Annotated in this window: 22 protein-coding genes and 1 riboswitch; of the genes, 13 read left to right on the top strand and 9 right to left on the bottom strand. The window is 74.0% G+C overall.

Annotated features, from left to right (window positions below; translation table 11 throughout):
- Nucleotides 1-152: 152 nt before the first annotated feature.
- The 5 genes from AAC134_RS12375 to AAC134_RS12355 are packed head-to-tail and all read right to left on the bottom strand — an operon-like array spanning nt 153 to nt 3659.
- The gene (locus AAC134_RS12375) at nt 153-1139 is read right to left on the bottom strand and encodes a HesA/MoeB/ThiF family protein (protein ID WP_339949398.1); all 987 of its coding nucleotides are present in this window, start codon (nt 1137-1139) and stop codon (nt 153-155) included.
- Entirely contained in the window at nt 1136-1732 is a 597-nt protein-coding gene (locus AAC134_RS12370; RefSeq protein WP_339949397.1) for a thiamine phosphate synthase, read from the bottom strand. The genes AAC134_RS12375 and AAC134_RS12370 overlap by 4 nt, the downstream gene beginning before the upstream one ends.
- Nucleotides 1729-2499 (bottom strand): thiazole synthase, encoded by a 771-nt coding sequence (locus tag AAC134_RS12365; protein WP_339949396.1) that lies wholly within the window; start codon nt 2497-2499, stop codon nt 1729-1731. Before AAC134_RS12365 ends, AAC134_RS12370 begins: the two co-directional genes overlap by 4 nt.
- 1 nt (nt 2500) lies before the next feature.
- On the bottom strand, nt 2501-2698 hold the full coding sequence (gene thiS, locus AAC134_RS12360; RefSeq protein ID WP_339949395.1) for a sulfur carrier protein ThiS: 198 nt from the start codon (nt 2696-2698) through the stop codon (nt 2501-2503).
- Nucleotides 2682-3659, bottom strand: a complete 978-nt coding sequence (locus AAC134_RS12355) for an FAD-dependent oxidoreductase (RefSeq protein ID WP_339949394.1) — start codon at nt 3657-3659, stop codon at nt 2682-2684. Before AAC134_RS12355 ends, thiS begins: the two co-directional genes overlap by 17 nt.
- A 206-nt stretch (nt 3660-3865) precedes the next feature.
- Nucleotides 3866-3967: riboswitch (TPP riboswitch) on the bottom strand.
- A gap of 260 nt (nt 3968-4227) precedes the next feature.
- On the opposite strand from AAC134_RS12355, the gene AAC134_RS12350 reads away from it, so the two are divergent.
- From AAC134_RS12350 to AAC134_RS12310, 9 genes are all read left to right on the top strand, one after another.
- The gene (locus tag AAC134_RS12350) at nt 4228-5244 is read left to right on the top strand and encodes an alpha/beta hydrolase (protein ID WP_339949393.1); all 1017 of its coding nucleotides are present in this window, start codon (nt 4228-4230) and stop codon (nt 5242-5244) included.
- Between the two features lie 41 nt (nt 5245-5285).
- Nucleotides 5286-5981: a hydrolase gene (locus AAC134_RS12345; protein ID WP_339949392.1), complete on the top strand. Its 696-nt coding sequence runs from the start codon at nt 5286-5288 to the stop codon at nt 5979-5981.
- Nucleotides 5982-6058: 77 nt separating this feature from the next.
- On the top strand, nt 6059-7009 hold the full coding sequence (locus AAC134_RS12340; protein ID WP_339949391.1) for an efflux RND transporter periplasmic adaptor subunit: 951 nt from the start codon (nt 6059-6061) through the stop codon (nt 7007-7009).
- A complete protein-coding gene (locus AAC134_RS12335) occupies nt 7006-8664 on the top strand; it encodes an MFS transporter (protein ID WP_339949390.1) in 1659 nt (552 codons plus the stop codon). The genes AAC134_RS12340 and AAC134_RS12335 overlap by 4 nt, the downstream gene beginning before the upstream one ends.
- Nucleotides 8661-9008 carry a DUF1427 family protein gene (locus AAC134_RS12330; protein ID WP_339949389.1) on the top strand — a complete coding sequence of 116 codons (348 nt, stop codon included), beginning with the start codon at nt 8661-8663 and terminating at the stop codon, nt 9006-9008. Before AAC134_RS12335 ends, AAC134_RS12330 begins: the two co-directional genes overlap by 4 nt.
- A 17-nt stretch (nt 9009-9025) precedes the next feature.
- Nucleotides 9026-10897, top strand: coding sequence for an amidohydrolase (locus tag AAC134_RS12325; RefSeq protein ID WP_339949388.1), 1872 nt, complete (start codon nt 9026-9028; stop codon nt 10895-10897).
- 3 nt (nt 10898-10900) lie between these two features.
- Nucleotides 10901-11335: a DoxX family protein gene (locus AAC134_RS12320; RefSeq protein ID WP_339949387.1), complete on the top strand. Its 435-nt coding sequence runs from the start codon at nt 10901-10903 to the stop codon at nt 11333-11335.
- 130 nt (nt 11336-11465) lie between these two features.
- Nucleotides 11466-12089, top strand: coding sequence for a response regulator (locus AAC134_RS12315; RefSeq protein ID WP_339949386.1), 624 nt, complete (start codon nt 11466-11468; stop codon nt 12087-12089).
- A 468-nt stretch (nt 12090-12557) separates the two neighbouring features.
- Nucleotides 12558-14195, top strand: coding sequence for an ATP-binding protein (locus tag AAC134_RS12310; protein WP_339949385.1), 1638 nt, complete (start codon nt 12558-12560; stop codon nt 14193-14195).
- Here the strand turns inward: AAC134_RS12310 and AAC134_RS12305 are convergent.
- From AAC134_RS12305 to AAC134_RS12295, 3 genes are all read right to left on the bottom strand, one after another.
- Nucleotides 14183-14824: an AraC family transcriptional regulator gene (locus AAC134_RS12305; RefSeq protein WP_339949384.1), complete on the bottom strand. Its 642-nt coding sequence runs from the start codon at nt 14822-14824 to the stop codon at nt 14183-14185. The two genes, AAC134_RS12310 and AAC134_RS12305, sit on opposite strands and share 13 nt — an antisense overlap.
- Before the next feature lie 143 nt (nt 14825-14967).
- Nucleotides 14968-15609, bottom strand: coding sequence for a response regulator (locus AAC134_RS12300; protein WP_339949383.1), 642 nt, complete (start codon nt 15607-15609; stop codon nt 14968-14970).
- A gap of 116 nt (nt 15610-15725) precedes the next feature.
- The gene (locus tag AAC134_RS12295) at nt 15726-16628 is read right to left on the bottom strand and encodes a LysR substrate-binding domain-containing protein (RefSeq protein ID WP_339949382.1); all 903 of its coding nucleotides are present in this window, start codon (nt 16626-16628) and stop codon (nt 15726-15728) included.
- Between the two features lie 129 nt (nt 16629-16757).
- Here AAC134_RS12295 and AAC134_RS12290 point away from each other — a divergent pair, with 129 nt between their 5' ends.
- The 4 genes from AAC134_RS12290 to AAC134_RS12275 are packed head-to-tail and all read left to right on the top strand — an operon-like array spanning nt 16758 to nt 20074.
- Nucleotides 16758-17684 (top strand): VOC family protein, encoded by a 927-nt coding sequence (locus tag AAC134_RS12290; protein WP_339949381.1) that lies wholly within the window; start codon nt 16758-16760, stop codon nt 17682-17684.
- Between the two features lie 59 nt (nt 17685-17743).
- The gene (locus tag AAC134_RS12285; RefSeq protein WP_339949380.1) at nt 17744-18403 is read left to right on the top strand and encodes an alpha/beta hydrolase; all 660 of its coding nucleotides are present in this window, start codon (nt 17744-17746) and stop codon (nt 18401-18403) included.
- Nucleotides 18384-19073, top strand: a complete 690-nt coding sequence (locus AAC134_RS12280) for a pirin family protein (RefSeq protein ID WP_339949379.1) — start codon at nt 18384-18386, stop codon at nt 19071-19073. The genes AAC134_RS12285 and AAC134_RS12280 overlap by 20 nt, the downstream gene beginning before the upstream one ends.
- 56 nt (nt 19074-19129) lie before the next feature.
- Nucleotides 19130-20074, top strand: a complete 945-nt coding sequence (locus AAC134_RS12275) for a pirin family protein (RefSeq protein ID WP_339949378.1) — start codon at nt 19130-19132, stop codon at nt 20072-20074.
- Nucleotides 20075-20159: 85 nt separating this feature from the next.
- Here the strand turns inward: AAC134_RS12275 and AAC134_RS12270 are convergent, their stop codons facing one another.
- Entirely contained in the window at nt 20160-21101 is a 942-nt protein-coding gene (locus tag AAC134_RS12270; protein ID WP_339949377.1) for a branched-chain amino acid ABC transporter permease, read from the bottom strand.
- Nucleotide 21102: the final 1 nt, after the last annotated feature.

The raw sequence follows: 21102 nt of genomic DNA, 5'->3' as shown, positions 1-21102 counted from the left end.
AAAGAATACCCGGGATTCCAGCTGCGAGCGGTCCAGTTCTTTGGGGGCAGTGCACTGCGCCTCGCCTCGCGACTCCCTCCCATGTCGGCAAGACCCGACTGAAACGTAAGCCGCCGTGGAAGCAGGGGCGAGCGTGACCGGGCGAGAGTCTCTCAGGCCTGCGTCCGGTGGCGCGGGTCGCCGAGCGCAACCAGGCGGATGTCGCCCTCCCATGTCGCGGCGAGCCGCTCGGCGGCGGCCCAGGCGCGCAGGCCGGAGCGGCAGCAGAGGACCGCCCGCTGGCCGCGGGCCGGCAGAGGGCCGCCCGGGCCAAACGCCTCGACCGGCAGGCGGAAGGCGTGGGGGCGGACGAGGGCGGCCTCGTCCTCGGCGCGCAGGTCAACGAGAAAGTCGGCCCCGTCGATCTCCGCCTCGGCGAGGAAGCGGGGCTGGCGCAACGGCTCCTGCGCGCCCGCGAAGCCGAAGCCGCCGAAGCGGAAGTTGCGGGCGTCGAAGGTGACGAGGCGGCCCAGCGGCGAGGGCGCGATGCCCGCGAGCAACGCCGTCGCCATCTGCGCCTGAAGCGCGCCGACCACGCCCACGACCGGGCCCAGCACGCCGTCCTCGGCGCAGGAGCCGGCCCGGTGGGGCAGGTCGGGGAAAACCGCCCGCAGGCTCGGGCCGCCGCCGCAATAGGCCCCGGCGTAGCCCTCGAGCCCGATCACCGAGGCGCTGACCAGCGGCGCGCCCGCGGCGTGGCAGACGTCGGACAGGATGTAGCTCGCGGCGAAGCTGTCGGCGCAGTCGAGCACGAGGTCGACGCCCGCGCACAGCGCCTCGGCATTGGCCGGGTCGAGGGCGGCGACGACCGGCTCGACCTGGCAGTCGGGGTTGAGCGCGGCGAGGGCCCCGGCGGCGGCCTGCGCCTTGGGGAGCCCGATGTCGGTCTCGCGGAACAGCGTCTGGCGGTGGAGGTTCGTCGTCTCGACCCGGTCTGGATCGACCAGCCGGATGCGGCCGACGCCCGCGCCGCCAAGGTACTGCAGCACGGGCGCCGCCAGCCCGCCGGCCCCGACGATCAGCACATGCGCCTCCCGCAGCCGGTCCTGGCCGCGCGGCCCGAACTCGGGCGCCGCGATCTGGCGGGCGTAGCGGCTCATCGCGTCGCCTCGAGCCACTGGCGCACCCGGGCCTCGGGGGCCTCGGCGAGGGTGATGTCGGTGACCGCCGAGACGATGTCGGCCCCCGCCTCGAAGGCGCCCGGCGCGCGCGCGACGCTCATCCCGCCGATGGCCACCAGCGGCAGGTCCCCGATCAGCCGCTTCCATTCGCGCACCCGCTCGAGCCCCTGCCGCTCCCACTTCATCTTCTTGAGGATCGTGGGATAGACCGGGCCGAGGGCGACATAGTCCGGCGCGCAGGCGAGCGCGCGGTCGAGCTCGGCGTGATCGTGGGTGCTGAGGCCCAGCTTCAGCCCGGCCCGGCGGATCGCGGCAAGGTCGGCGTCGTCGAGATCCTCCTGTCCCAGGTGCACCCAGTCGCAGCCCGCGTCGATGGCGATCCGCCAGTGGTCGTTGACCACCAGCGTCGCGCCGTGCCGGCGGCACAGAGCGAGCGCCGGCGCAACGATCGCGCGAAGCTCGCCCTCGGAGCGGTCCTTGATCCGCAACTGCGCCAGCTTCACGCCGAGCGGCAGCGTGCGCGCGAGCCAGTCCAGGCTGTCGAAGATCGGATAGAAGCGGTCGAGGGTCACGTGAGAAACGCCTTTCCGATCACGGGCGTCGAGGGGGAGGCCATGTCGCGCGGCTCCATCGGATCGGCCAGATAGGCCAGGCGCCCGGCCTCGACCCCGCGCGCAAAACCCTCGGCCATGGCCGCCGGGTCGCCGGCCTTCGCCACCGCGGTGTTCAAAAGAACCGCGTCAAAACCCATCTCCATCGCCATCGACGCATGACTGGGAAAACCGAGACCCGCATCAACAACAAGCGGCGTGTCGGGGAACTGCGCGCGCAGGGTCCGCAGACCGTAGATGTTGGTCAGTCCCAGCCCGGTGCCGATGGGCGCGCCCCAGGGCATCAGCACCTCGCAGCCGACCGACAGCAGGCGGTCGGCGAGCACCAGGTCCTCGGTCGTGTAGGGGAAGACCTGGAAGCCGTCCTCGACCAGGATGCGGGCGGCCTCGACCAGGCCGAACGGATCGGGCTGCAGCGTGTCGGCATGGCCGATCACCTCGAGCTTGATCCAGGGGGTGTCGAACAGCTCGCGCGCCATCTGCGCGGTGGTCACCGCCTCGCGGGCCGAGTGGCAGCCCGCGGTGTTGGGCAGCACCGCGACGCCGAGGTCGCGCACCAGGTCCCAGAACGCGCCGCCGGCCCGCTCTCCGCCCGCCTCGCGGCGCACGGAGACGGTGGCGATGCCGGCGCCGGAGCGGCGGAACGCCTCGGCCATCACGCTGGGCGAGGGATATTGCGCCGTGCCCAGCATCAGGCGCGAGGCGATCTCGGTTCCGTAGAGGCGCATCTCAACCTCCCTGCCGGGGGGCGACGATCTCGACCCGGTCGCCGGGCGACAGGGGGGTGTCGGCGCGCGCGGCGGCGGGCACGAAGCTCTCGTTGAGGGCGGTGGCGACCTTGGCCTCGGCGTAGCCGAGCTCGTCCAGGACCGCCGCGAGGGTCTGCGCGCCGACCTCGGCCGCGGCGCCGTTAATCGTGATCTTCATGCCAGAACTCCGGTCGGGCGTCGGTGCAGGCCGCCTCGGCCGCCATCCGCGCCAGCGCGGGGGCGAGCAGGAAGCCGTGGCGGAACAGGCCGTTGACGTGGATCGTGTCGCCCCGCCGCACAAGGCGGGGGAGGTTGTCGGGGAAGGCGGGGCGGGCGTCGGCGCCGATCTCGACCACCTCCGCCTCGCCGAACGCGGGATGCAGCGCATAGGCGGCCGAGAGCAGTTCGAGGACCGAGCGCACGCTGCGCCGGCGGTCGTCGGATTCGATCTGGGTGGCGCCCAGCATGAACAGGCCGTCGCCCCGCGGCACGATATAGAGCGGGAAGCGCGGGTGCAGCAGCCGCACGGGGCGCGTGAGGCGGAGGTCGGCGCTGCGCAGCACCGCCATTTCGCCCTTCACGCCGCGCAGGGTCGCCAGCGCGTCGCGCGCCGCCAGTCCGCGGCAGTCGAAGGTCAGGCCCTGGGGCAGGCCAGCCTCGGCGACGAAATCGACGCCGGCCTGCTCCAGCGATCGGCGGAGCTGGATCAGCGCCGCGCGGGGGTCGAGATGCGCCTCGGCCGCCACATGCAGGGCGCGGTCGAAGCGCCCGCCGAGGTCCGGCTCGAGCGCGGCGAGTTCGGCGGCGTCGAGCCGCCGGGATCCGCTGACCCGCCGCTCGAAGCGGTCAAGCTCGCGCCGGTCGCGGCTGGGGGTCACGACGAGGGTTCCGCGACGCGTCACGGCGACGCCGCGCCGCTCCCACCAGTCGGCGGCCTGCTGGCCGAGGCGGACCACCGGCTCCTCGGCGCTCTCGCCCTCGCAGAAGGGGGCGAGCATGCCGCCGGCCCACCACGAGCAGCCGTGCGGGCCCGGGCCGGGCGCGGGATCGAAGACGGTGACCTTGCAGTTGCGGACCACGAGCTCCTGCGCCACGCAGAGGCCCGCGACGCCGGCGCCCAGGACCCTCGCGCGCATCATCGCCGCGGCTCGCCGAGAGGGACCGTGCGGCGCGCGGCGCCAAGCGGGCCGGTCGCGCCGGGACGCGGGACCTGCGCGCGGGCGGCGCGGACCGGCGCCGCTTCAGGCACGCGGCCACGGCGGGCGGTGGGTGCAGGGGAGTCGCCTGAGGTCATCGTTTCCTCCGCCGACGCGGGGGAGGGACGAACAGGCGAGGCTTCGGGGGCGCCTGATCGTGTTCCGTTCCCTACGCCGGCACTGCCCGGATCAGGTTCGATGGGTTGGCCTGCGCCTCTCAGCCCCCGGACGGAGCACCCCAACGGATCTTGAGTTTGGGTAGCAGGCGATGCGCGGACCTGCAAGCTCGCCCGTCGGGTCGACCCCGAACGTGTTCGCAGCCGCGTTCCGCCCCCGCGGTCGCGGGCGTCGAGACCGCGGGCCAGAGCCGCGCCGGGAAACCCGAGCCGCAGGCGACGGCGGGCGGTTTGCAGGCGATGGGCGCAAGGCGATCCAGATCGCATCGGTTTCCGACAAGGCATGGAGCGCGCGGGCGGCGAGAGTGGGTCATCGCCGCACGAGGAGCTTCGCCATGCCGCCCCCTCCCCCTGCCAAGCCCCCCGTCGCGTCCCCTGACGCGCCCTCGTCAGACGCCGCCTTCGAGGACGCCGCGCCGCTCGGCCTGTGGCGGAGGCGGGAGGCGATGGCGCTGCCGCTCGCGGCCCTCGCGCTCTCGTGGCCGGCGATGGCCTTCGCAGAGACCGCCCCCCAGCCAGGACCCGAAAGCATGAGCCGCTTCACCACCTCCGACGGCGTCGAGATCTTCTTCAAGGATTTTGGCGCCGGCCGCCCGATCGTCTTCTCCCACGGCTGGCCGCTGACCGCCGACGCCTGGGAGACGCAGATGCTGTTCTTCGGGGCCCGCGGCTTCCGCGTGATCGCCCATGACCGGCGCTCGCACGGCCGCTCCCAGCAGGTGTGGGAGGGCAACGACATGGACCGCTACGCCGACGACCTGGCCGAGCTGATCGAGCATCTCGACCTGCGCGACGCGGTGCTGGTGGGCCATTCCACCGGCGGCGGCGAGGTGGCGCGCTGCATCGGCCGGCACGGGACCGCGCGGATCTCGGGCGCGGTGCTGGTCGGCGCCGTGCCGCCGCTGATGCTCAGGACCGAGGCCAACCCCGAGGGCCTGCCGATGGAAGTCTTTGACGGCATCCGCGAGGGCGTGGCGACCAATCGCAGCCAGTTCTTCCAGGACCTCGCCGTGCCCTTCTACGGCCACAACCGCGAGGGGGCGAGCGTGTCCAAAGGGCTCGAGGACGCGTTCTGGCGCCAGGGCATGCAGGGCGGGCTGAAGGGCCTGCACGACTGCATCCACGAGTTCTCGGAAGTCGACTACGCCCCCGATCTCGCGAAGATCGACGTGCCCGTCCTCTTCATCCATGGCGACGACGACCAGATCGTGCCGATCGCGGCCGCGGCCGAAAAGGCGGTGAAGCTGACCCCCAACGGGACGCTGAAGGTGATCCCCGGCGGCCCCCACGGGCTGGCCGAGACCATGCCCGGCGAGTTCAACGCCCTGCTGCTCGACTTCGTCTCGGGCTGATCGCCCGCGTCGTTCCCCTCCGCCTTCACAGGAGCCTCCCCATGTCGCCCAAACTTGACCTGCTGACCCCCGACAACAGCCAGATGATCTTCATCGACCAGCAGCCGCAGATGGCCTTCGGCGTGCAGTCGATCGACCGCCAGGCGCTGAAGAACAACGTGGTGGCGCTGGCCAAATCCGCGAAGATCTTCGGCATCCCCACCACGATCACCACCGTCGAGACCGAGGGCTTCTCGGGCCACACCTACCCCGAGCTGCTGGCCGTGTTCCCCGATGCGCCGCTGCTCGAGCGGACCTCGATGAACTCCTGGGACGACCAGAAGGTGCGCGACGCGCTGGCCGCCAACGGGCGCAACAAGGTGGTGGTCTCGGGCCTGTGGACCGAGGTCTGCAACTGCTCCTTCGCGCTCGAGGCGATGCGCGACGGGGGATACGAGATCTACATGGTCGCCGACGCCTCGGGCGGCACCAGCCTCGCCGCCCATGAACTCGCCATGGACCGGATGGTGCAGGCGGGCGTGGTGCCCGTCACCTGGCAGCAGGTGATGCTGGAATGGCAGCGCGACTGGGCGCGCAAGGGCACCTACGACGCGGTGATGGACGTGGTGCGCGAACATTCGGGCGCCTACGGCATGGGCGTCGATTACGCCTACACCATGGTCCACAAGGCCCCCGAGCGGGTCACCCACGGCGAGACGCTGGCCCCGGTTCCCGCCCGGGCGCAGGCCGCCGAGTGACCCCGGCGGCCGCGGCGGGCGCCTGACTCGCCCGCCGCGGCCGCTTTGCCTTTCCCAGCCATCGAGGACCGCCGCCCATGCGCCTTCCCCGCAGATCCCTGCGCGCGCCGCTCGGCGCCGCGCTCGTCCTTGCGGCGGGGGGCCTCGCGCCGGACCCCGCGCGCGCGCAGGAGATGCGCTTCGAGGGGCGGATCGAGGCCTCGACCCGCGCCGCGGTCTCGAGCGGGCGCGACGGCAAGGTGGTCGAGATCCTGTTTCACGGCGGCGAGGCGGTGAGCGCGGGCGACCCGCTGCTGCGCCTTGGCGACGAGTTCCAGGCCCTCGACCTGGCGATCGCGACCGCCGAGGCGACGGCGGCGAAGGCCCGCGCCCGGCTGGCCGCCGCCGAGGCGAAACGGATGGAGGAGCTGGGCCGGCGCGACGTCGCCTCGATCTCCCGGATCGACGCGGCCCGGGCCGGGGCCGAGGTGGCCGCGGCCGAGGCCTCGCGCGCCGAGGCCGCCGAGTCCGCCGCCCGCCTGCGTCTCGAGCGCAGCGTGCTGCGCGCCCCGATCTCCGGGCGCATCGGCCGCCCGCTGGTCGAGCTAGGCGCCTTCGTCGAGGCCGCCGAGGGTCCGCCGCTGGCCGAGATCGTGGCGCTCGATCCGGTCATCGTCGCCTACGAGGTGCCCTATGACGAGCGTCTGGCGACGCTGAAGGCCGCGGGCGAGGACGACCTGGACGCGATCTATCCCCGGATGTCGCTGATCGTGCGGGCCGCCGGCGGCGCGCTGGTCGCGGGCCCGCTGCGGCCCGGCTACACCGAGGCGACGGTCGATCCCGACACCGGCATGGTGACCGTGCGCGCCACCCTCCCCAACCCGCGCGAGCTGTTCCGCCCGGGCATGCGCGTGCAGGTCGCCTCGACGCTCGACCCGACGCCGGGCGGGACGCCCGATGGTACGCCGGGCCGGACGCCCGATGAGGCCCCGGCCGGGACGCCCGATGAGGCCCCGGCCGGGACGCAGGATGGGGAGGCGACCCGATGACCTCGCGCGTGGAGCCGCCCGCCTCGTCCTCCCCGCCGCCCGCCGCCGACAGCGCCTTCGCGCCGCTGCGCGAGCGGGTCTTCGCGGCGCTGTGGATCGCGACCGTGATCGGCAACGCCGGCTCGTTCATGCGCGACGTGGCCAGCGCCTGGATGGCGACCGAGCTGGGGGGCTCGCCCCTCTCGGTCGCGATGGTGCAGGCGGCGGCCACGGCGCCGGCCTTCCTGCTGGCCCTGCCGGCGGGCGTCTTCGCCGACATCATCGATCGCCGGCGGCTGCTGCTGGGCATCCAGCTGCTGATGGCCGCGGCGAGCCTGACGCTGTCGCTGCTGGCCTGGTCGGGCGCGCTGACCCTGCCGCTGCTGGTCGCCCTGACCTTCGTGGCGGGCGTGGGGGCGGCGCTGATGGGGCCGGTCTGGCAATCGATCGTGCCCGAGCTCGTCTCGCGTCCGCAGCTCAAGAGCGCGGTGGCGCTGAACTCGCTGGGCGTGAACATCTCGCGCTCTATCGGGCCGGCGCTGGGGGGGCTGCTGCTGGCGACGCTGGGGGCGGGGGCGACGTATCTGGCCGATGTCTCGAGCTATGTGTTCGTGATCGCCACGCTGTTGTGGTGGAAGCGCCCCGCGACCGCCGACGACGGGCTCGCCGAGCGCTTTCCCGGCGCCTTCCGCGCCGGCCTGCGCTATGCCCGCGCCTCGTCCGAGCTGCGGCGCACGCTGCTGCGGGCGGCGATGTTCTTTCCCTTCGGGGCCGCGATCTGGGCGCTGATGCCGCTGGTCTCGCGCGATCTCCTGGGCGGGGACGCGGGGTTCTACGGCATGATCCTGGGCGCGGTCGGGGCGGGCGCGATCGGGGGCGCCTTCGTGCTGCCGGCGCTGCGCCGGCGCTTCGACAACGACGCCATCCTGCTGGGCTCGGCCCTGGTGGTGGCGCCGGTGATGGCGCTGCTGGCGATGGGGCCGGGCAGGCTGGGAGGGCTCGCGCTGGCGCTGGTCGTCGGCGCGGCCTGGATCGCGGCGCTGACCACGCTCAGCGGCACGGCGCAGGGGGTGCTGCCGAACTGGGTGCGGGGCAGGGGGCTTGCGGTCTACCTGACCGTGTTCAACGGCGCGATGACCGCGGGCAGCCTCGGCTGGGGGGCGGTCGCCTCGGGCATCGGGCTGCGCGGGGCGCTGCTGGCGGCGGCGGCGGGGCTGGTCGTCTCGGCGCTGATCGCCCGGCGTCTGCCGCTGCCCTCGGGGGACGACGACCTCTCGCCCTCCAACCACTGGCCCGAGCCCGCCGTCGCCGAGGCCGTCGCCCATGACCGCGGCCCGGTGCTGGTGACCATCGAATACCGCGTGGCGCCGGGGGACCGCGCGTCCTTCCGCGACGCCATGGCCCGCCTCGCTCCCGTGCGCCGCCGCGACGGCGCCTACGCCTGGGGCGTGAGCGAGGACGCCGCCGACCCCGAGCGCATCGTCGAGTGGTTCATGGTCGAGAGCTGGGCCGAGCACCTGCGCCAGCACGCCCGCGCCTCGGGCTTCCAGGCCGACATGCAGGTGGCCGCCCGTCGCTGGCACCAGGGCGAGGCGCCGCCCGTCGTCCGCCACCTGATCGGCCTGCCTCCGCAGGACCGCCGCCCGCCCCCGACCCGAGCAGGAGATCCGAAATGAAGATGTACCTGATATCCCTTGGCTGCGGCCTGTTGGTGGGGGTGATCTACAGCCTGCTCCAGGTCCGCTCGCCGGCGCCGCCCGTCGTGGCGCTGGTGGGGCTGCTGGGGATCCTGCTGGGCGAGCAGGCGATGCCGCTGGTCCGCTGGATCGGGGCCGAGGCGAAGACCGCCGCCGCCGAGCGCCGCGTGCCCGCCGCCTGCCTGAACCACCTGTTCGGCGAGCTGCCCAGCGTCCACGCCCCCCGCCGCGAGCCTCCCGAAGCCGCCCCCGCGGGCGCCCCCCGCGAGGCCGCCTCCGAGCGCGGCTGCGACCCGACCTCGTCCCCCGACAGCCGCGGCTGAGCTCCAGGAGCGCCCCCATGCATCCCGACCTGATCCTGCTGAACGGCCGCGTCACCACCCTCGATCCCGCGGCGCCCGAGGTCACTGCGCTGGCCATCCGCGACGGCGTGATCGAGGCGACCGGGCCCGACCCCGAGATCCTGGCGCTTGCCGGCCCGAAGACCGAGCGCATCGACCTGCAGGGCCGCCGCGTCCTGCCGGGCCTGATCGACAACCACACCCACGTCATCCGCGGCGGGCTGAACTTCAACCTCGAGCTGCGCTGGGACGGGGTGCGCAGCCTGTCGGACGCGATGGCGATGCTGCGCGCCCAGGTGGCGATCACCCCGCCCCCGCAATGGGTGCGTGTGGTCGGCGGCTTCACGCTGAGCCAGTTCGACGAGAAGCGCCTGCCCACGCTCGACGAGATCAACGCCGCAGCCCCGGACACGCCGGTGTTCCTGCTCCACCTCTACGACCGCGCCCTGCTGAACCGCGCCGCCCTGCGCGCGGTGGGCTATGACCGCGACACGCCCAACCCGCCGGGCGGCGAGATCCAGCGCGACGCGAACGGCGACCCCACCGGCCTGCTGATCGCCAGACCCAACGCCGCGATCCTCTACGCGACGCTCGCCATGGGGCCGAAGCTGCCGCCCGAATACCAGCTCAACTCCACCCGCCATTTCATGCGCGAGCTGAACCGGCTGGGGATCACCGGCGTGATCGACGCCGGCGGCGGTTTCCAGAACTATCCCGAGGACTACGAGGTCATCGAGAAGCTGCATGCCGATGGCGAGCTGACCGTGCGGCTCGCCTACAACCTCTTCACCCAGAAGCCGAAGGAGGAGACGGCGGACTTCCTGCGCTGGACGAAGTCGGTCAGGTATCGCCAGGGCGACGACTATTTCCGCCACAACGGCGCGGGCGAGATGCTGGTGTTCTCGGCCGCCGACTTCGAGGATTTCCGCGAGCCCCGCCCAGACCTCGCCCCCGAGATGGAGGGCGAGCTCGAGGAGGTGGTGCGGATCCTGGCCGAGAACCGCTGGCCCTGGCGCCTGCACGCAACCTATGACGAGACCATCTCCCGCGCGCTGGACGTGTTCGAGCGGGTGGACCGCGACATCCCCCTCTCGGGCCTGAACTGGTTCTTCGATCACGCCGAAACGATCTCGGAGCGGTCCATCGACCGGATCGCGGCGCTGGGCGGCGGGGTCGCGGTGCAGCACCGCATGGCCTACCAGGGCGAGTTCTTCGTCGAGCGCTATGGCCCGAAAGCCGCCGAGGCGACGCCGCCGGTCAAGCGGATGCTCGAGAGCGGCGTGCGCACCTCGGCGGGCACCGACGCCACGCGGGTGGCGAGCTACAACCCCTGGGTCTCGCTCAGCTGGCTGGTCTCGGGGCGCACCGTCGGCGGGCTGACCCTGACGCCCGAGCGCAACCGCCTCGACCGCACGGAGGCGCTGCGGATGTGGACCGAGAACGTGGCCTGGTTCAGCGGCGACGAGGGGCGGCGGGGGCGGATCGCGCCGGGCATGCTCGCCGATCTGATCGCGCCCGACCGGGATTATTTCGCGGTTCCCACGGCCGAGATCGCGGAGCTGACCTCGGACCTGACCATGGTCGGCGGGCGGGTGGTCTTCGCCAAGGGGGCGTTCGCCGCGCTCGATGCGGGCGGCCCGCCGCCGGCGATGCCCGACTGGTCGCCGGTGAACGGCTTTGGCGGCTATGCCGGCTGGAAGGCGCCGGGCGCGGCCGGGGCGGTGGCGCGGGCCGCGGCCTCGGGCTGCGGCTGCTCGAGCGCCTGCGCCGTGCACGGCCACGACCACGCCAGGGCCTGGACCGGCGGCGTGCCGGCGCGCGACCTCAAGGCCTTCTGGGGCGCGCTCGGCTGCGCCTGCTGGGCGGTCTGAGCGATGGGCGCGACCTCCCCCGCCCCTGACGCCGCGCGGCGCGCGCTGGTGTTCCTGGGGCTCGCCGGCCTCTGCGCGGCCTATGTGCAGGGGCCGGTGGCCAAACTGCTCGATTTCGAGGGCGCGCGAGCCGAGATGGCGCATTTCGGCCTGGCGCCCGAGACGCTCTTCGCCGCCGGCGTGATCGTGTTCGAGCTTGTCGCCTCGGGCCTGGTGCTCAGCGGCCGCTTCCGGCGGCCGGCGGCGGCGGCGCTGGGCCTGTTCACCCTGGCCGCCACCGCCCTCGCCCTGCGCTGGTGGGAGCTGCCGCCGGGCCCCGAGCGCGCGATGGCGGCCAACGCCTTCTTCGAGCATCTGGGCCTTGCCGGGGCCTGGCTGCTGGTGGCGCTGGGCGCGGCCGAGGCGCTGCTGCGGGGGCCCGCGCCCCCCGGCCGCTGAGGCGCGAGGCTTTCGCGACAAGACTCTTCGGCCCCGCCGCGGCACAAGAAGAGGTCGATCGCGCGCGTCCGGGCGCGGCGACGATCCGAGGGAGGAGCGAACGACGTGACAACGACCCCCGCTCGCGCGCATGGGCGATGAGCCGGCCTCCGCGCCGACCGTCTTTGTCATCGACGACGACGCGGACGTGCGCGAGGCGGCCGAAGGGCTGCTGCGCTCGGTGGGCCTGCGGGTCGAGACCTATCCCTCGACCGAGGCGTTCGCCGCGGCCGGGCGGCTGGACGCCCCCGGCTGCCTGCTGCTCGACATCCGCCTGCGCGGGCGCAGCGGCCTGGCCTTCCTGGCGCAGCTGCGCGAGGCGGGCCGGGACACGCCGGTCGTGTTCATGAGCGGTCATGTCGACGTGCCGATGGCGGTGCAGGCGATGAAGGCGGGGGCGCTGGACGTGCTGCCAAAGCCCGTGCGCCCCGCCGATCTGATCGAGGCGTGCAACCGGGCGCTCGCCGAGGACGTTCTTCGCCGGCGGGCGCGGGCGGAGCTCGACCTGATCCGGCGCGCAGAGGCGAGCTTGAGCGAGCGCGAGCGCGAGGTGATGGCGCGCATCGTCTCGGGCGAGTCGAACCGGCAGGCGGCCGCGGCGATGGGCCTGTCCGAGGCGACGGTGAAGGCCCACCGCGCCCGGGTGATGGCGAAGATGGCCGCGGCGAGCCTCGCCCAGCTGATCGACGCCGCGCGCCGGCTGCGGGCCGAGTAGGCCGGGGGTCGTCGGCGCGCGCGAGGCGCGGCCCCGGCCGGCCTGTCGGACCCCCGGGCCCTGTCGGGGCCCGGGCAGGATCCCCCCGGGCTTGCCGCCCGGTTCGGCCTCGCCCGAATCCGCCGCGATGACGCCGCGCTCCGACCCGGTGTAGCATGCCCGCGCCATGGCGTCGGCCAGGGCGGCGGCAGCGGAGGGCGGCATGGGTCGGCAGGAACCTCATCAGGGCCAGCGCGAGGGCGTCGCGCGGCGCGGCCCCGTGCGGTCCGGCCCGGCGTTCCGCGAGGCTGCGCGACCGGCCGACGCGCTGGGCGGCCCCCTGGGATCGGGGCCGCATGGCCCCCGCAGGCCCCGCGTGTTCGCGCCGGGCGGGCGGCCGGCGGCGCCCCGCGCCGCAGAGCCGCGGGCCGCCTGGCGAGTTGAGGCCGGGCGGTTTGATGACTGGCGGGTTGTGGATCGGGCGGCGCCATGACCCTCGACGCGCGCGGCGGCGCGCCCTCCGCAGCCTCCCCCTCCGCAGTCTCCGCGTCCGGGGACGAGCTGGTCCTGTTGATCTCGACCGAGGCGCCGGAGCGGTCGGACCTGCGTCTGGCCGGCGGCGTCGTCGCGCTGCTGGTCGCGGCCCTGCTGGCGACCGCGCCCTTCGCCGGAACGCCCCTGCCGGGGACCGCGGCGCTGGTGCCGGCCTATTTCGCCGCGGCGCTGATCTGCCAGACGCTGACCGCGGCGCTGCTGCTGGCGCTGCATGCGGCGCAGGCCTCGCGTCCGCTGCTGACGCTGGCGGCGGGCTACCTGTTCGCCGGGCTGATGATCGTGCCCTGGGGCGTGTCCTTTCCCGGCGCGATCCCGGCGCTGACGCAGGACTGGCGGTTGAACGCCACCGCGACGGTGGCGGCGGTCAACCGGCTGGGGTTCCCGCTGTTCGTGCTCGCCTACGCCCTGTGGCCGCGCGGCCGGGCCGCCCCCCGCGCGCAGCGCCCGGCCCGCGCCGCCGCGGCGACGGCGGCCGCGGTGACGGCGCTCGTCGCGGTCTTCGGCTGGGCGGTGCTGTTCACCGACCTGCCGCTGCCGCCGTTCATGCGCGACGCGATGCGGCCCTCGGCCCTGTGGCAGGTGGTGCCGCCCGCGGCGCTGGCGATCTGCGTGGCCGCGATCCTGGCGCTGGCGCGCCGCCGCCTCTCGCTGCTGGACCTGTGGCTGATCGTGGCGCTGGTCTCGCTGGTCATCGAGATCGTGCTGCTCGCCTGGCTGGCCGGCGGCGCCCGGCTGTCGCTGGGCTGGTGGGCGGGGCGGCTGTTCGGCCTGGTGGCCGCGAGCGTCGTGCTGGTGGCCCTGCTGGCAAGCGCAACCCGCCTCTATGCCCGCCACGCCCGCGCCGTGCTGGCCGAGCGTCGGGCCCGCGAAAGCCGCCTGACGCTGGTCGAGGCGATCTCGGGCGCGCTGGCCCATGAGCTGCGCCAGCCGCTGGCCAGCATCGGCCTGGATGCGGCCGCGGGCCTGCGCTGGCTGCGGCGCGACCCTCCCGACCCCGCCGAGGCGGCCGCGGCGCTCGAGCGGATCCTGGCGGTGGACGAGCGCGCCGGCCAGGTGATCGACGCGGTCCGCGGCGCCTTCCGGCGCGACGACGCGGTTCGCGCCGCGCTCGACGTCAACGCGATGATCGAGGAGGCGACCGCCCGCTGCCGGGCGGAAGCCGGGCTCGACCGGGTCGAGGTCCGCGTCGCGCTGGCCCCCGACCTGCCGCCGGTGCTGATGGACCCGCTGAAGCTGCAGCTGGTGCTGGTCAACCTGCAGCGCAACGCGATCGAGGCGATGTGCGCGGTCACCAGCCGCCCGCGCATCCTGTCCATCGCCAGCGCGCGGGAGGGCGACTCGGTCGCCATCGCGGTGCGCGACACCGGCGTGGGGCTGCCGGCCGACCACGAGGCGCGGCTGTTCACGGGGTTCTACACCTCCAAGCCCGGCGGGATGGGGGTGGGCCTGATGTTCTGCCGCACCATCGTCGAGACCGCTGGCGGCCGGATCCGGGCCGAGCGGAACCGCCCCCACGGCGCGGCCTTCCACGTCTCGCTCCCGGCGATGGAGCGGGGGGCTCAGCCCTCCTGACGGTAGGTGCGCCGCCAGGTCAGCGGCGTGGTTCCCAGATGACGGCGGAACAGCCGGGTCAGGTGGGCCTGGTCGCTCATCCCGCACAGCATGGCGACCTGGCTCAGCGGTTCGTCCGTGGTCAGCATCAGATGCTGCGCGCGCGCGAGGCGCCGACGGACGATGAAGCCGTGGGGGGTCTCGCCGGTGCTGACCTTGAAACCGCGGCAGAAATGCCCCTCGCTCAGCCGCACCTCGCCGGCGAGATCGGCCACGGTGATCGGCGCGTCGAGGCCCGCCTCGACGCAGCGCTCGACCCGACGCAGCTGCCAGGGCGCCAGGCCGCCGCGCACGATCCCGGCCCCGACTCCGCCCGCAACGCCGCCCGCCTCGCGCCCGTCCGCGACGTTCGCATACGCCTCGGGCCCATCAGCCTCGGGCCCATCCGCGTCGCCGTCGGCGGCGCGGCGCCGGTCCATCAGCCAGGCTGCGGCGTTGGCCGGGGGGGAAGGCGCCTCGATCAGGGCGGCGAGCCGGCGCAGGCACCGGCGCGCCTGGCGCAGGTCGCGGTCGAGCGCGGCCTCGGCGTCGGCCAGCAGGCGGACGGCGACCGCCTTTTCGGACTCTGCGATCAGGACCTGGCGCTGCACCTATCGACCTCCGGGCGATGGACCGTTGCCGCCAGAATAGGCCGCGCCCCGCGCCGGGGGCAGCTGGACCCTCGGACCGATGGCTCAGCCGAACCGGGGGGGCGCCCTATCCCTGGGGATAGGCGCCGCCTCGCCCCCGCGCCTCAGGGCTCGCCGCGTTCCAGCGTCGCCGCCATGCGCACGAGCTCGACCACCGAGCGCGCGGACATCTTCCTGAGCATGGCCGCCCGGTGCATCTTCACCGTGACCTCGGCGACGCCCAGCCGCGCCGCGATCTGCTTGTTCATCAGCCCCTCGGCGACCAGGCCCATCACCTCCTGCTCGCGCGGGGTGAGCGAGGCCTGGCGCGCGCGCAGCGCCGTCATCTCCCGCTCGGTCTGCAGGCGCGTCTCGTGCCGGGCCAGCGCCCGCTGGACGACGTCCAGCAGCTCCTGGTCGCGGAACGGCTTGACCAGCATGTCGAGCGCGCCCGCCTGCACCGCGCGCACCGCCATGGGCACGTCGGCGTAGCCGGTGACGAAGACGATCGGCACGATGCAGCCCTGCTCGGCGAGCCGGGCCTGCAGCTCGAGCCCGGTCATCCCCGGCATCAGCACGTCGGCGACGAGGCAGCCGGCGCCCGCGGGCATCGGCCCCTCGAGCAGGGCCGCGCCCGAGGCGAAAAGGCGCGTCTCGATCCCCACCGAGCGCAGGAGGGAGTCGATCGCCGCGCGCATGGCGGCGTCGTCCTCGACCACCACCACAAGCGGGGCCGGATCGGGCGGTGTCGGCGCCTGGGGCGTCACGCCTGGGGTCCTCCGTGTCCGGGGCGCCTGCCGCGGGCGCCGGGTTTCGTTGCCGGAGGAAACCGGCCGCCGTCAAGCCCCCGGACGAACGCGAAGTCGGGGGCGAGGGCGCGGCGTCAGACCGGGCGGGTCTGCGTGACATGGGTCTCGAAGAAGTCGGAGAAGGCCGCGACCCGGCTCGGCAGACGGTCGTAGGGCGGGTAGTAGAGGGTCAGCCACAGCGGCGGCGCCTCCCATTCCGGCAGGATCTCCTCCAGCGCGCCCGTGCGCAGGCCGTCCTCGACCATGAACCGGGGCAGCAGGGCGACGCCCTGGCCGCGGGCGGCGAGATCGGCGATCAGCTCGCCGTTGTTCGCCGCGACCGGGGTTCCCGCGGTCGCCCGCATCCGGCGGGCGCCCTGGCTCAGCTCCCACACCTCGGGACCCGCATCGGGGCCGTGGCCGAGCAGGGCCCGCCCGGCCAGGTCGCCGGGATCGCGCGGCCGCCCCTCGCGCGCCAGCAGCCCGGGCGAGGCGACCATGCAGCGCCGCACCGGGCAGATCCGCCGCCAGATCGTCAGCTTGTCCGAGGGCTGGCCGGAGATGCGCACCGCCAGATCCGCGGGCTCGGTCATCACGTCGATCAGGCGGTCGGTCAGGGTGACCGCGAACTCGACGCCCGGATGGGCCTGGCGGAAGGTCGCGATCGCCTCGGGCAACAGGCGCCGGCCGAGCGAGAGCGGCGCGTTGATCCGCAGCCGCCCGGTCAGCGCGCCGGCCTCGGCGCGCAGGTCCTCGGCCGCGGCCTCGAGCCCCTCGACCAGCGGGCGCACGCGGGCCGCATAGGCGGCCCCCGCCGCGGTCAGCGAGACCCGGCGCGTGGTGCGCAGCAACAGCTGCACCCCCAGCCGATCCTCGAGCGCGCCCACCGCGCGGGTGGCGGCAGGCGGGCTGATCCCGAGGCGCCGGGCGGCGGCGGCAAAGCTCTCCTGCGCCGCGACCTCGAGGAACACGCGCAGGGTCTCAAGATCTCCGGGCATCGGATCGTTCCTGAAATCGCAATTATGTTCGCCGATTTATTCCTGTTATCGCAGCGCCTGTCATCCCCCATCTTTCCGGTCAGGCCGGCGGCCGGACCCACCCGGCGCCGCGAACCGGAGGATGACGCGATGAAGATCGACGGTCTGCACCATGTGACGGCGCTCGCCTCGGGCGCGCGGTCGAACAATGAGTTCTATACCCGGACGCTGGGACTGCGGCGGGTCAAGAAGACGGTGAACTTCGACGCGCCCGACACCTATCACCTCTATTACGGGGATGAGCTGGGACGTCCGGGCACGGCGATCACCTACTTCCCCTTCGCCGGCATCGGCAAGGGAACGCCGGGGGCCGGCGCGGCCTCGGAGGTCGCCTACGCGATCCCCGAGGGGGCGACGCAGGCCTGGGCCGAGCGCCTTGCCGCCCACGGCGTTCCGCATCGTCGCCGCGAGGGGCCCTTTGGCGAGACCGGCCTGACCCTGGCCGGCCCCGACGGCGAGGGCATCGCGCTGATCGAGACGACGGGCGACCCGCGCGTGGGCTGGACCGGCGGCGGGATCGAGGCCGCCCATGCCATCCGCGGCTTCCACGGCGTGACCCTGACCCTGCGCGAGACCGCCCCCACGCAGGCGCTGCTCGAGGCGATGGGTTACGCGGTCGAGGGGGTCGAGGGCGCGCGGACCCGGCTGCGGATGCCTCAGGGCAACGGCGCGGATGTCGTGGACCTGCTCGCGGCGCCCGACGCGCCCCGCGCGATCGAGGGCGCGGGCTCGGTCCACCATGTCGCCTTCTCGGTCCCCGACCGGGCGGCGCAGGACGAGGCGCGGGCGATCCTGACCGCGGCCGGCGCGCGGATCACGCCGCCGATCGACCGGGACTACTTCTGGGCGATCTACTTCCGCACTCCCGGCGGGGTGCTGTTCGAGATCGCGACCGCCGAGCCCGGCTTCGACCGCGACGAGACGCCCGAGACGCTGGGCGCCGCCCTGAAGCTGCCCCGCCAGCACGAGCGGCTTCGCCCGCAGCTCGAGGAGATCCTCGAGCCGCTCGACGCCTGACCCTTGCGGAGGGGGGACGCCCCCCCCTCCGCCCCCTCCCGAGACAGGAGACCCGAGCCATGACCGACATCGCCGCCTCCGACCGCATCGGGACCGTGGACGGGCGCATCGCGCTGATCCGCCCGCCCCGGCGCCCCGGCGCGCCGCTGGTCTTCGCCTTCCACGGCACCGGCGGGGACGAGAGCCAGTTCGCCGAGCTGCTCGCCCGCCTCGCCCCCGAGGCCGGCGTGATCGCGCCCCGCGGAGAGGTCTCCGAGCACGGCGCCGCGCGGTTCTTCCGCCGCAGGGCCGAGGGCGTCTATGACATGGACGACCTGCGCGCCCGGCGCGACGCGCTGATCGGCTGGGTCGAGGCCCGGCGCGCCGAGCACCCCGACGCGCCGGCCTGGGGCCTTGGCTATTCCAACGGCGCCAACATCCTGGCCGCCATGGCCTTCGAGGCGCCGGGCCTGTTCGGCCGCCTGGCCCTGCTGCACCCGCTGATCCCCTGGACGCCGGCGCCCCAGCCGGGGCTGGCCGGCGTCCCGGTGCTGATCGGCGCCGGCGCGCGCGACCCGATCGCGCCCGCCTCGGCGACCCGCACGCTCGAGGCCTGGTTCCAGGCGCAGGGGGCGCGGACCCGCCTCGCGATGCACGCCGGCGGGCACGAGATCCGGCCCGAAGAGCTTTCGGCCCTGGCCGCCTTCCTGGGAGAGACCGATGACCGTCCTGATCCATGAGAGCATGAACCGCGGCCGCAGCCGGCTGGGCTGGGTCGACGCGTTCCACAGTTTCTCGTTCGGCGGGTTCCACGACCCGATGCGCATGGGCCACGGCCGTCTGCGCGTGCTGAACGAGGACCGCATCGCCCCCGGCGCGGGCTTTCCGGCCCACGACCATGCCGACATCGACGTTCTGACGCTGGTGCTCAAGGGCCGCCTGCGCCACGAGGACGACATGGGCCATGTCGAGGAGATCGGCGCGGGCGAGGCGCAACTGATGCGCGCGGGGTCCGGGGTGACCCACTCCGAGGTCAACCCCTCGCCCGACGAGGCTGCCAAGGCGCTGCAGATCTGGCTGGTCCCCCGCCTGCGCGGCGGCGATCCCGCCTATGCCCGCGCCCGGCTGCCCGAAGGGGCGGGGCCGCACCTGCTCGCCTCCGGCGACGGGGAGGGGGCGCTGAGGCTCGGCTCGGACGTGCGCGTCTGGTGGGGCCGCCCGCAGGAGGGCGCCCGCTCGCGCTTCGATCTCGGCCCCGGCCGCAAGGGCTTCGTGCAGCTCGTCGAGGGCTTTGGAACCATGGAGGCCGAGCGGCTGGTCGCGGGCGACGGGCTCCAGCTCGAGGAGACGCCGCCCGAATTGCTCTGGGCCTCCGAGGGGGCCTATCTTTTCTTCGACCTCCCGGCCTGAGGCCGCCCGGGGGCGCGGGTCGCCCGCGCCTCCCCCTTCCCTCGAAAGGACACGCCATGAGCTGGAATCCCTCCCAGAGCCCCGACTGCCCAGCGGGCGGCGGGCTCGACGCGATCGAGACGCTGATCGTGCCCCGGGCCCGCGATCTCGGCGGTTTCGAGGTGCGCCGCGCGCTGCCCGCGCCCAGGCGCCAGATGGTCGGCCCGTTCATCTTCTTCGACCAGATGGGCCCGGCCGAGTTCCTCACCGGCGGGGGCATCGACGTGCGCCCGCACCCGCACACGGGGCTCGCGACCGTCACCTACCTCTACAAGGGGGAGTTCCATCACCGCGACTCCACCGGCGCCGACCAGATGGTCTATCCCGGCGAGGTCAACTGGATGATCGCGGGGCAGGGGGTCACCCACTCCGAACGGACCTCGGAGGCGATGCGCCGCAAGCCGGGCGAACTGTTCGGCATCCAGACCTGGGTGGCGCTGCCCGACGAGGCCGAGGACATGGGCGCCGCCTTCGAACACCATGGCAAGGAGGCGCTGCCCTTCCTCGAGGACGGCGGCGTCTCGACCCCCCTGATCCTGGGGACCGCCTGGGGCGCGAAGGCCCCGGTGAAGACCTTCACCGAGACCTTCTATGCCGACGTGGGGCTGGCGCCCGGCGCCTCGGTCCCGCTGCCTGACGACCATGAGGACCGCGGCGTCTACATCGTCGAGGGCGCGGTCGAGGTGGCGGGCGAGCGGTTCGAGGCCGGCCGGATGATGGTCTTCCGCCCTGGCGACCGCATCACCTTGAAGGCCGGCGAGCAGGGGGCCCGGCTGATGGCGCTGGGCGGCGAGACGCTGAACGGACCGCGCTACATCTCGTGGAACTTCGTGGCCTCCTCGCCCGAGCGGATCGCCGAGGCCAAGCGCGCCTGGGCCGAGGGCGACTTCGCCCACGGCCGCTTCGCCCTGCCGCCGGGCGACGGCGAGGAGTTCATCCCGCTGCCCGACAACATGCGATAGGCGGTGGCGCGGCCGGGGGGGCACTCCCCGGCCGCCTGCGGTCGAGCGGCGGGGCGCGCGCCCGCCCTCAGGCCGCGCCCCGCCCTCAGGCCCTGCGTCGCCGCAGCAGGCGCAGCCCGCTGCCGGCGAGGCCCGCAAGCCCGCCCGGCAGGAACGACAGCACCACGATCAGCGCGCCGCCCAGCACGATGCTGTCGACATAGCCGCCGAAGGAGAAGAACTTCTCCTGCATCAGGATCAGCCCGACCCCCAGCAGCGGCGCCAGCAGCAGCCGCCGCCCCACCAGCACCACGGCGGTCAGCATCAGGATCAGGAAGTAGGTCTCCAGCACGTCGGCCGAGATATAGGCCCTCTGGTAGGCGTAGAGCCACCCGGCCCCCGCGGTGATCGGGGCCGAGACCAGGAACACCTGCAGCCGCGTGCGCAGCGGATCGATGCCCGACATGGTCGCGAGCTCGGGGTTCAGGTGCACGGTCATCGCCCGCTGCCCCAGGCCCGAGCGGCGGAAGGCGTCGACGAGGTAGATCGCGGCCATCAGCAGGACCCAGGCGACGGGCCAGAGGTCGCGGTCGGTGCGCGCCTGCCAGCCGGCGATCTCGAACAGCGGAATGCCGCTGATCCCGTCCGAGCCGCCCAGGAACGCCCAGTTCGCCGCCACCGTCATCGCCACCACGGTGACCGCGTAGGTGACGAGCGAGAACACGAACTCCCGCAGGCGCAGGGTCACCAGCCCGATCACCGCGGCGAGGGCGAGCGCGGCCAGCACGGTCAGGGCCAGGCTCTCGACCGGGCCGAAGCCCAGCCGCGTGGTCGAGATCGCGGTGGCGTAGGCTCCGCAGGCGAAGAACACCGGATGGGCGAGGCTGACCTCGCCCAGGTCGGAGACGATCACGTCGAGCCCGTAGGCCATGGTTGCGAAGATCGCGATCAGCACGAAGGCCGAGAACACCGCCGCCCCGCCCCCCAGCAGCCAGGGACCGGCCAGCGCGATCAGCGCGAGGGCGGGAAACAGGAGCGCGCGCAGCATC

Source organism: uncultured Albimonas sp., from assembly GCF_963977235.1.
GTDB lineage: Bacteria > Pseudomonadota > Alphaproteobacteria > Rhodobacterales > Rhodobacteraceae > Albimonas.
Note: the sequence above shows the minus strand (reverse complement) of the source record. Positions and strands in the feature narration are given on the sequence as shown.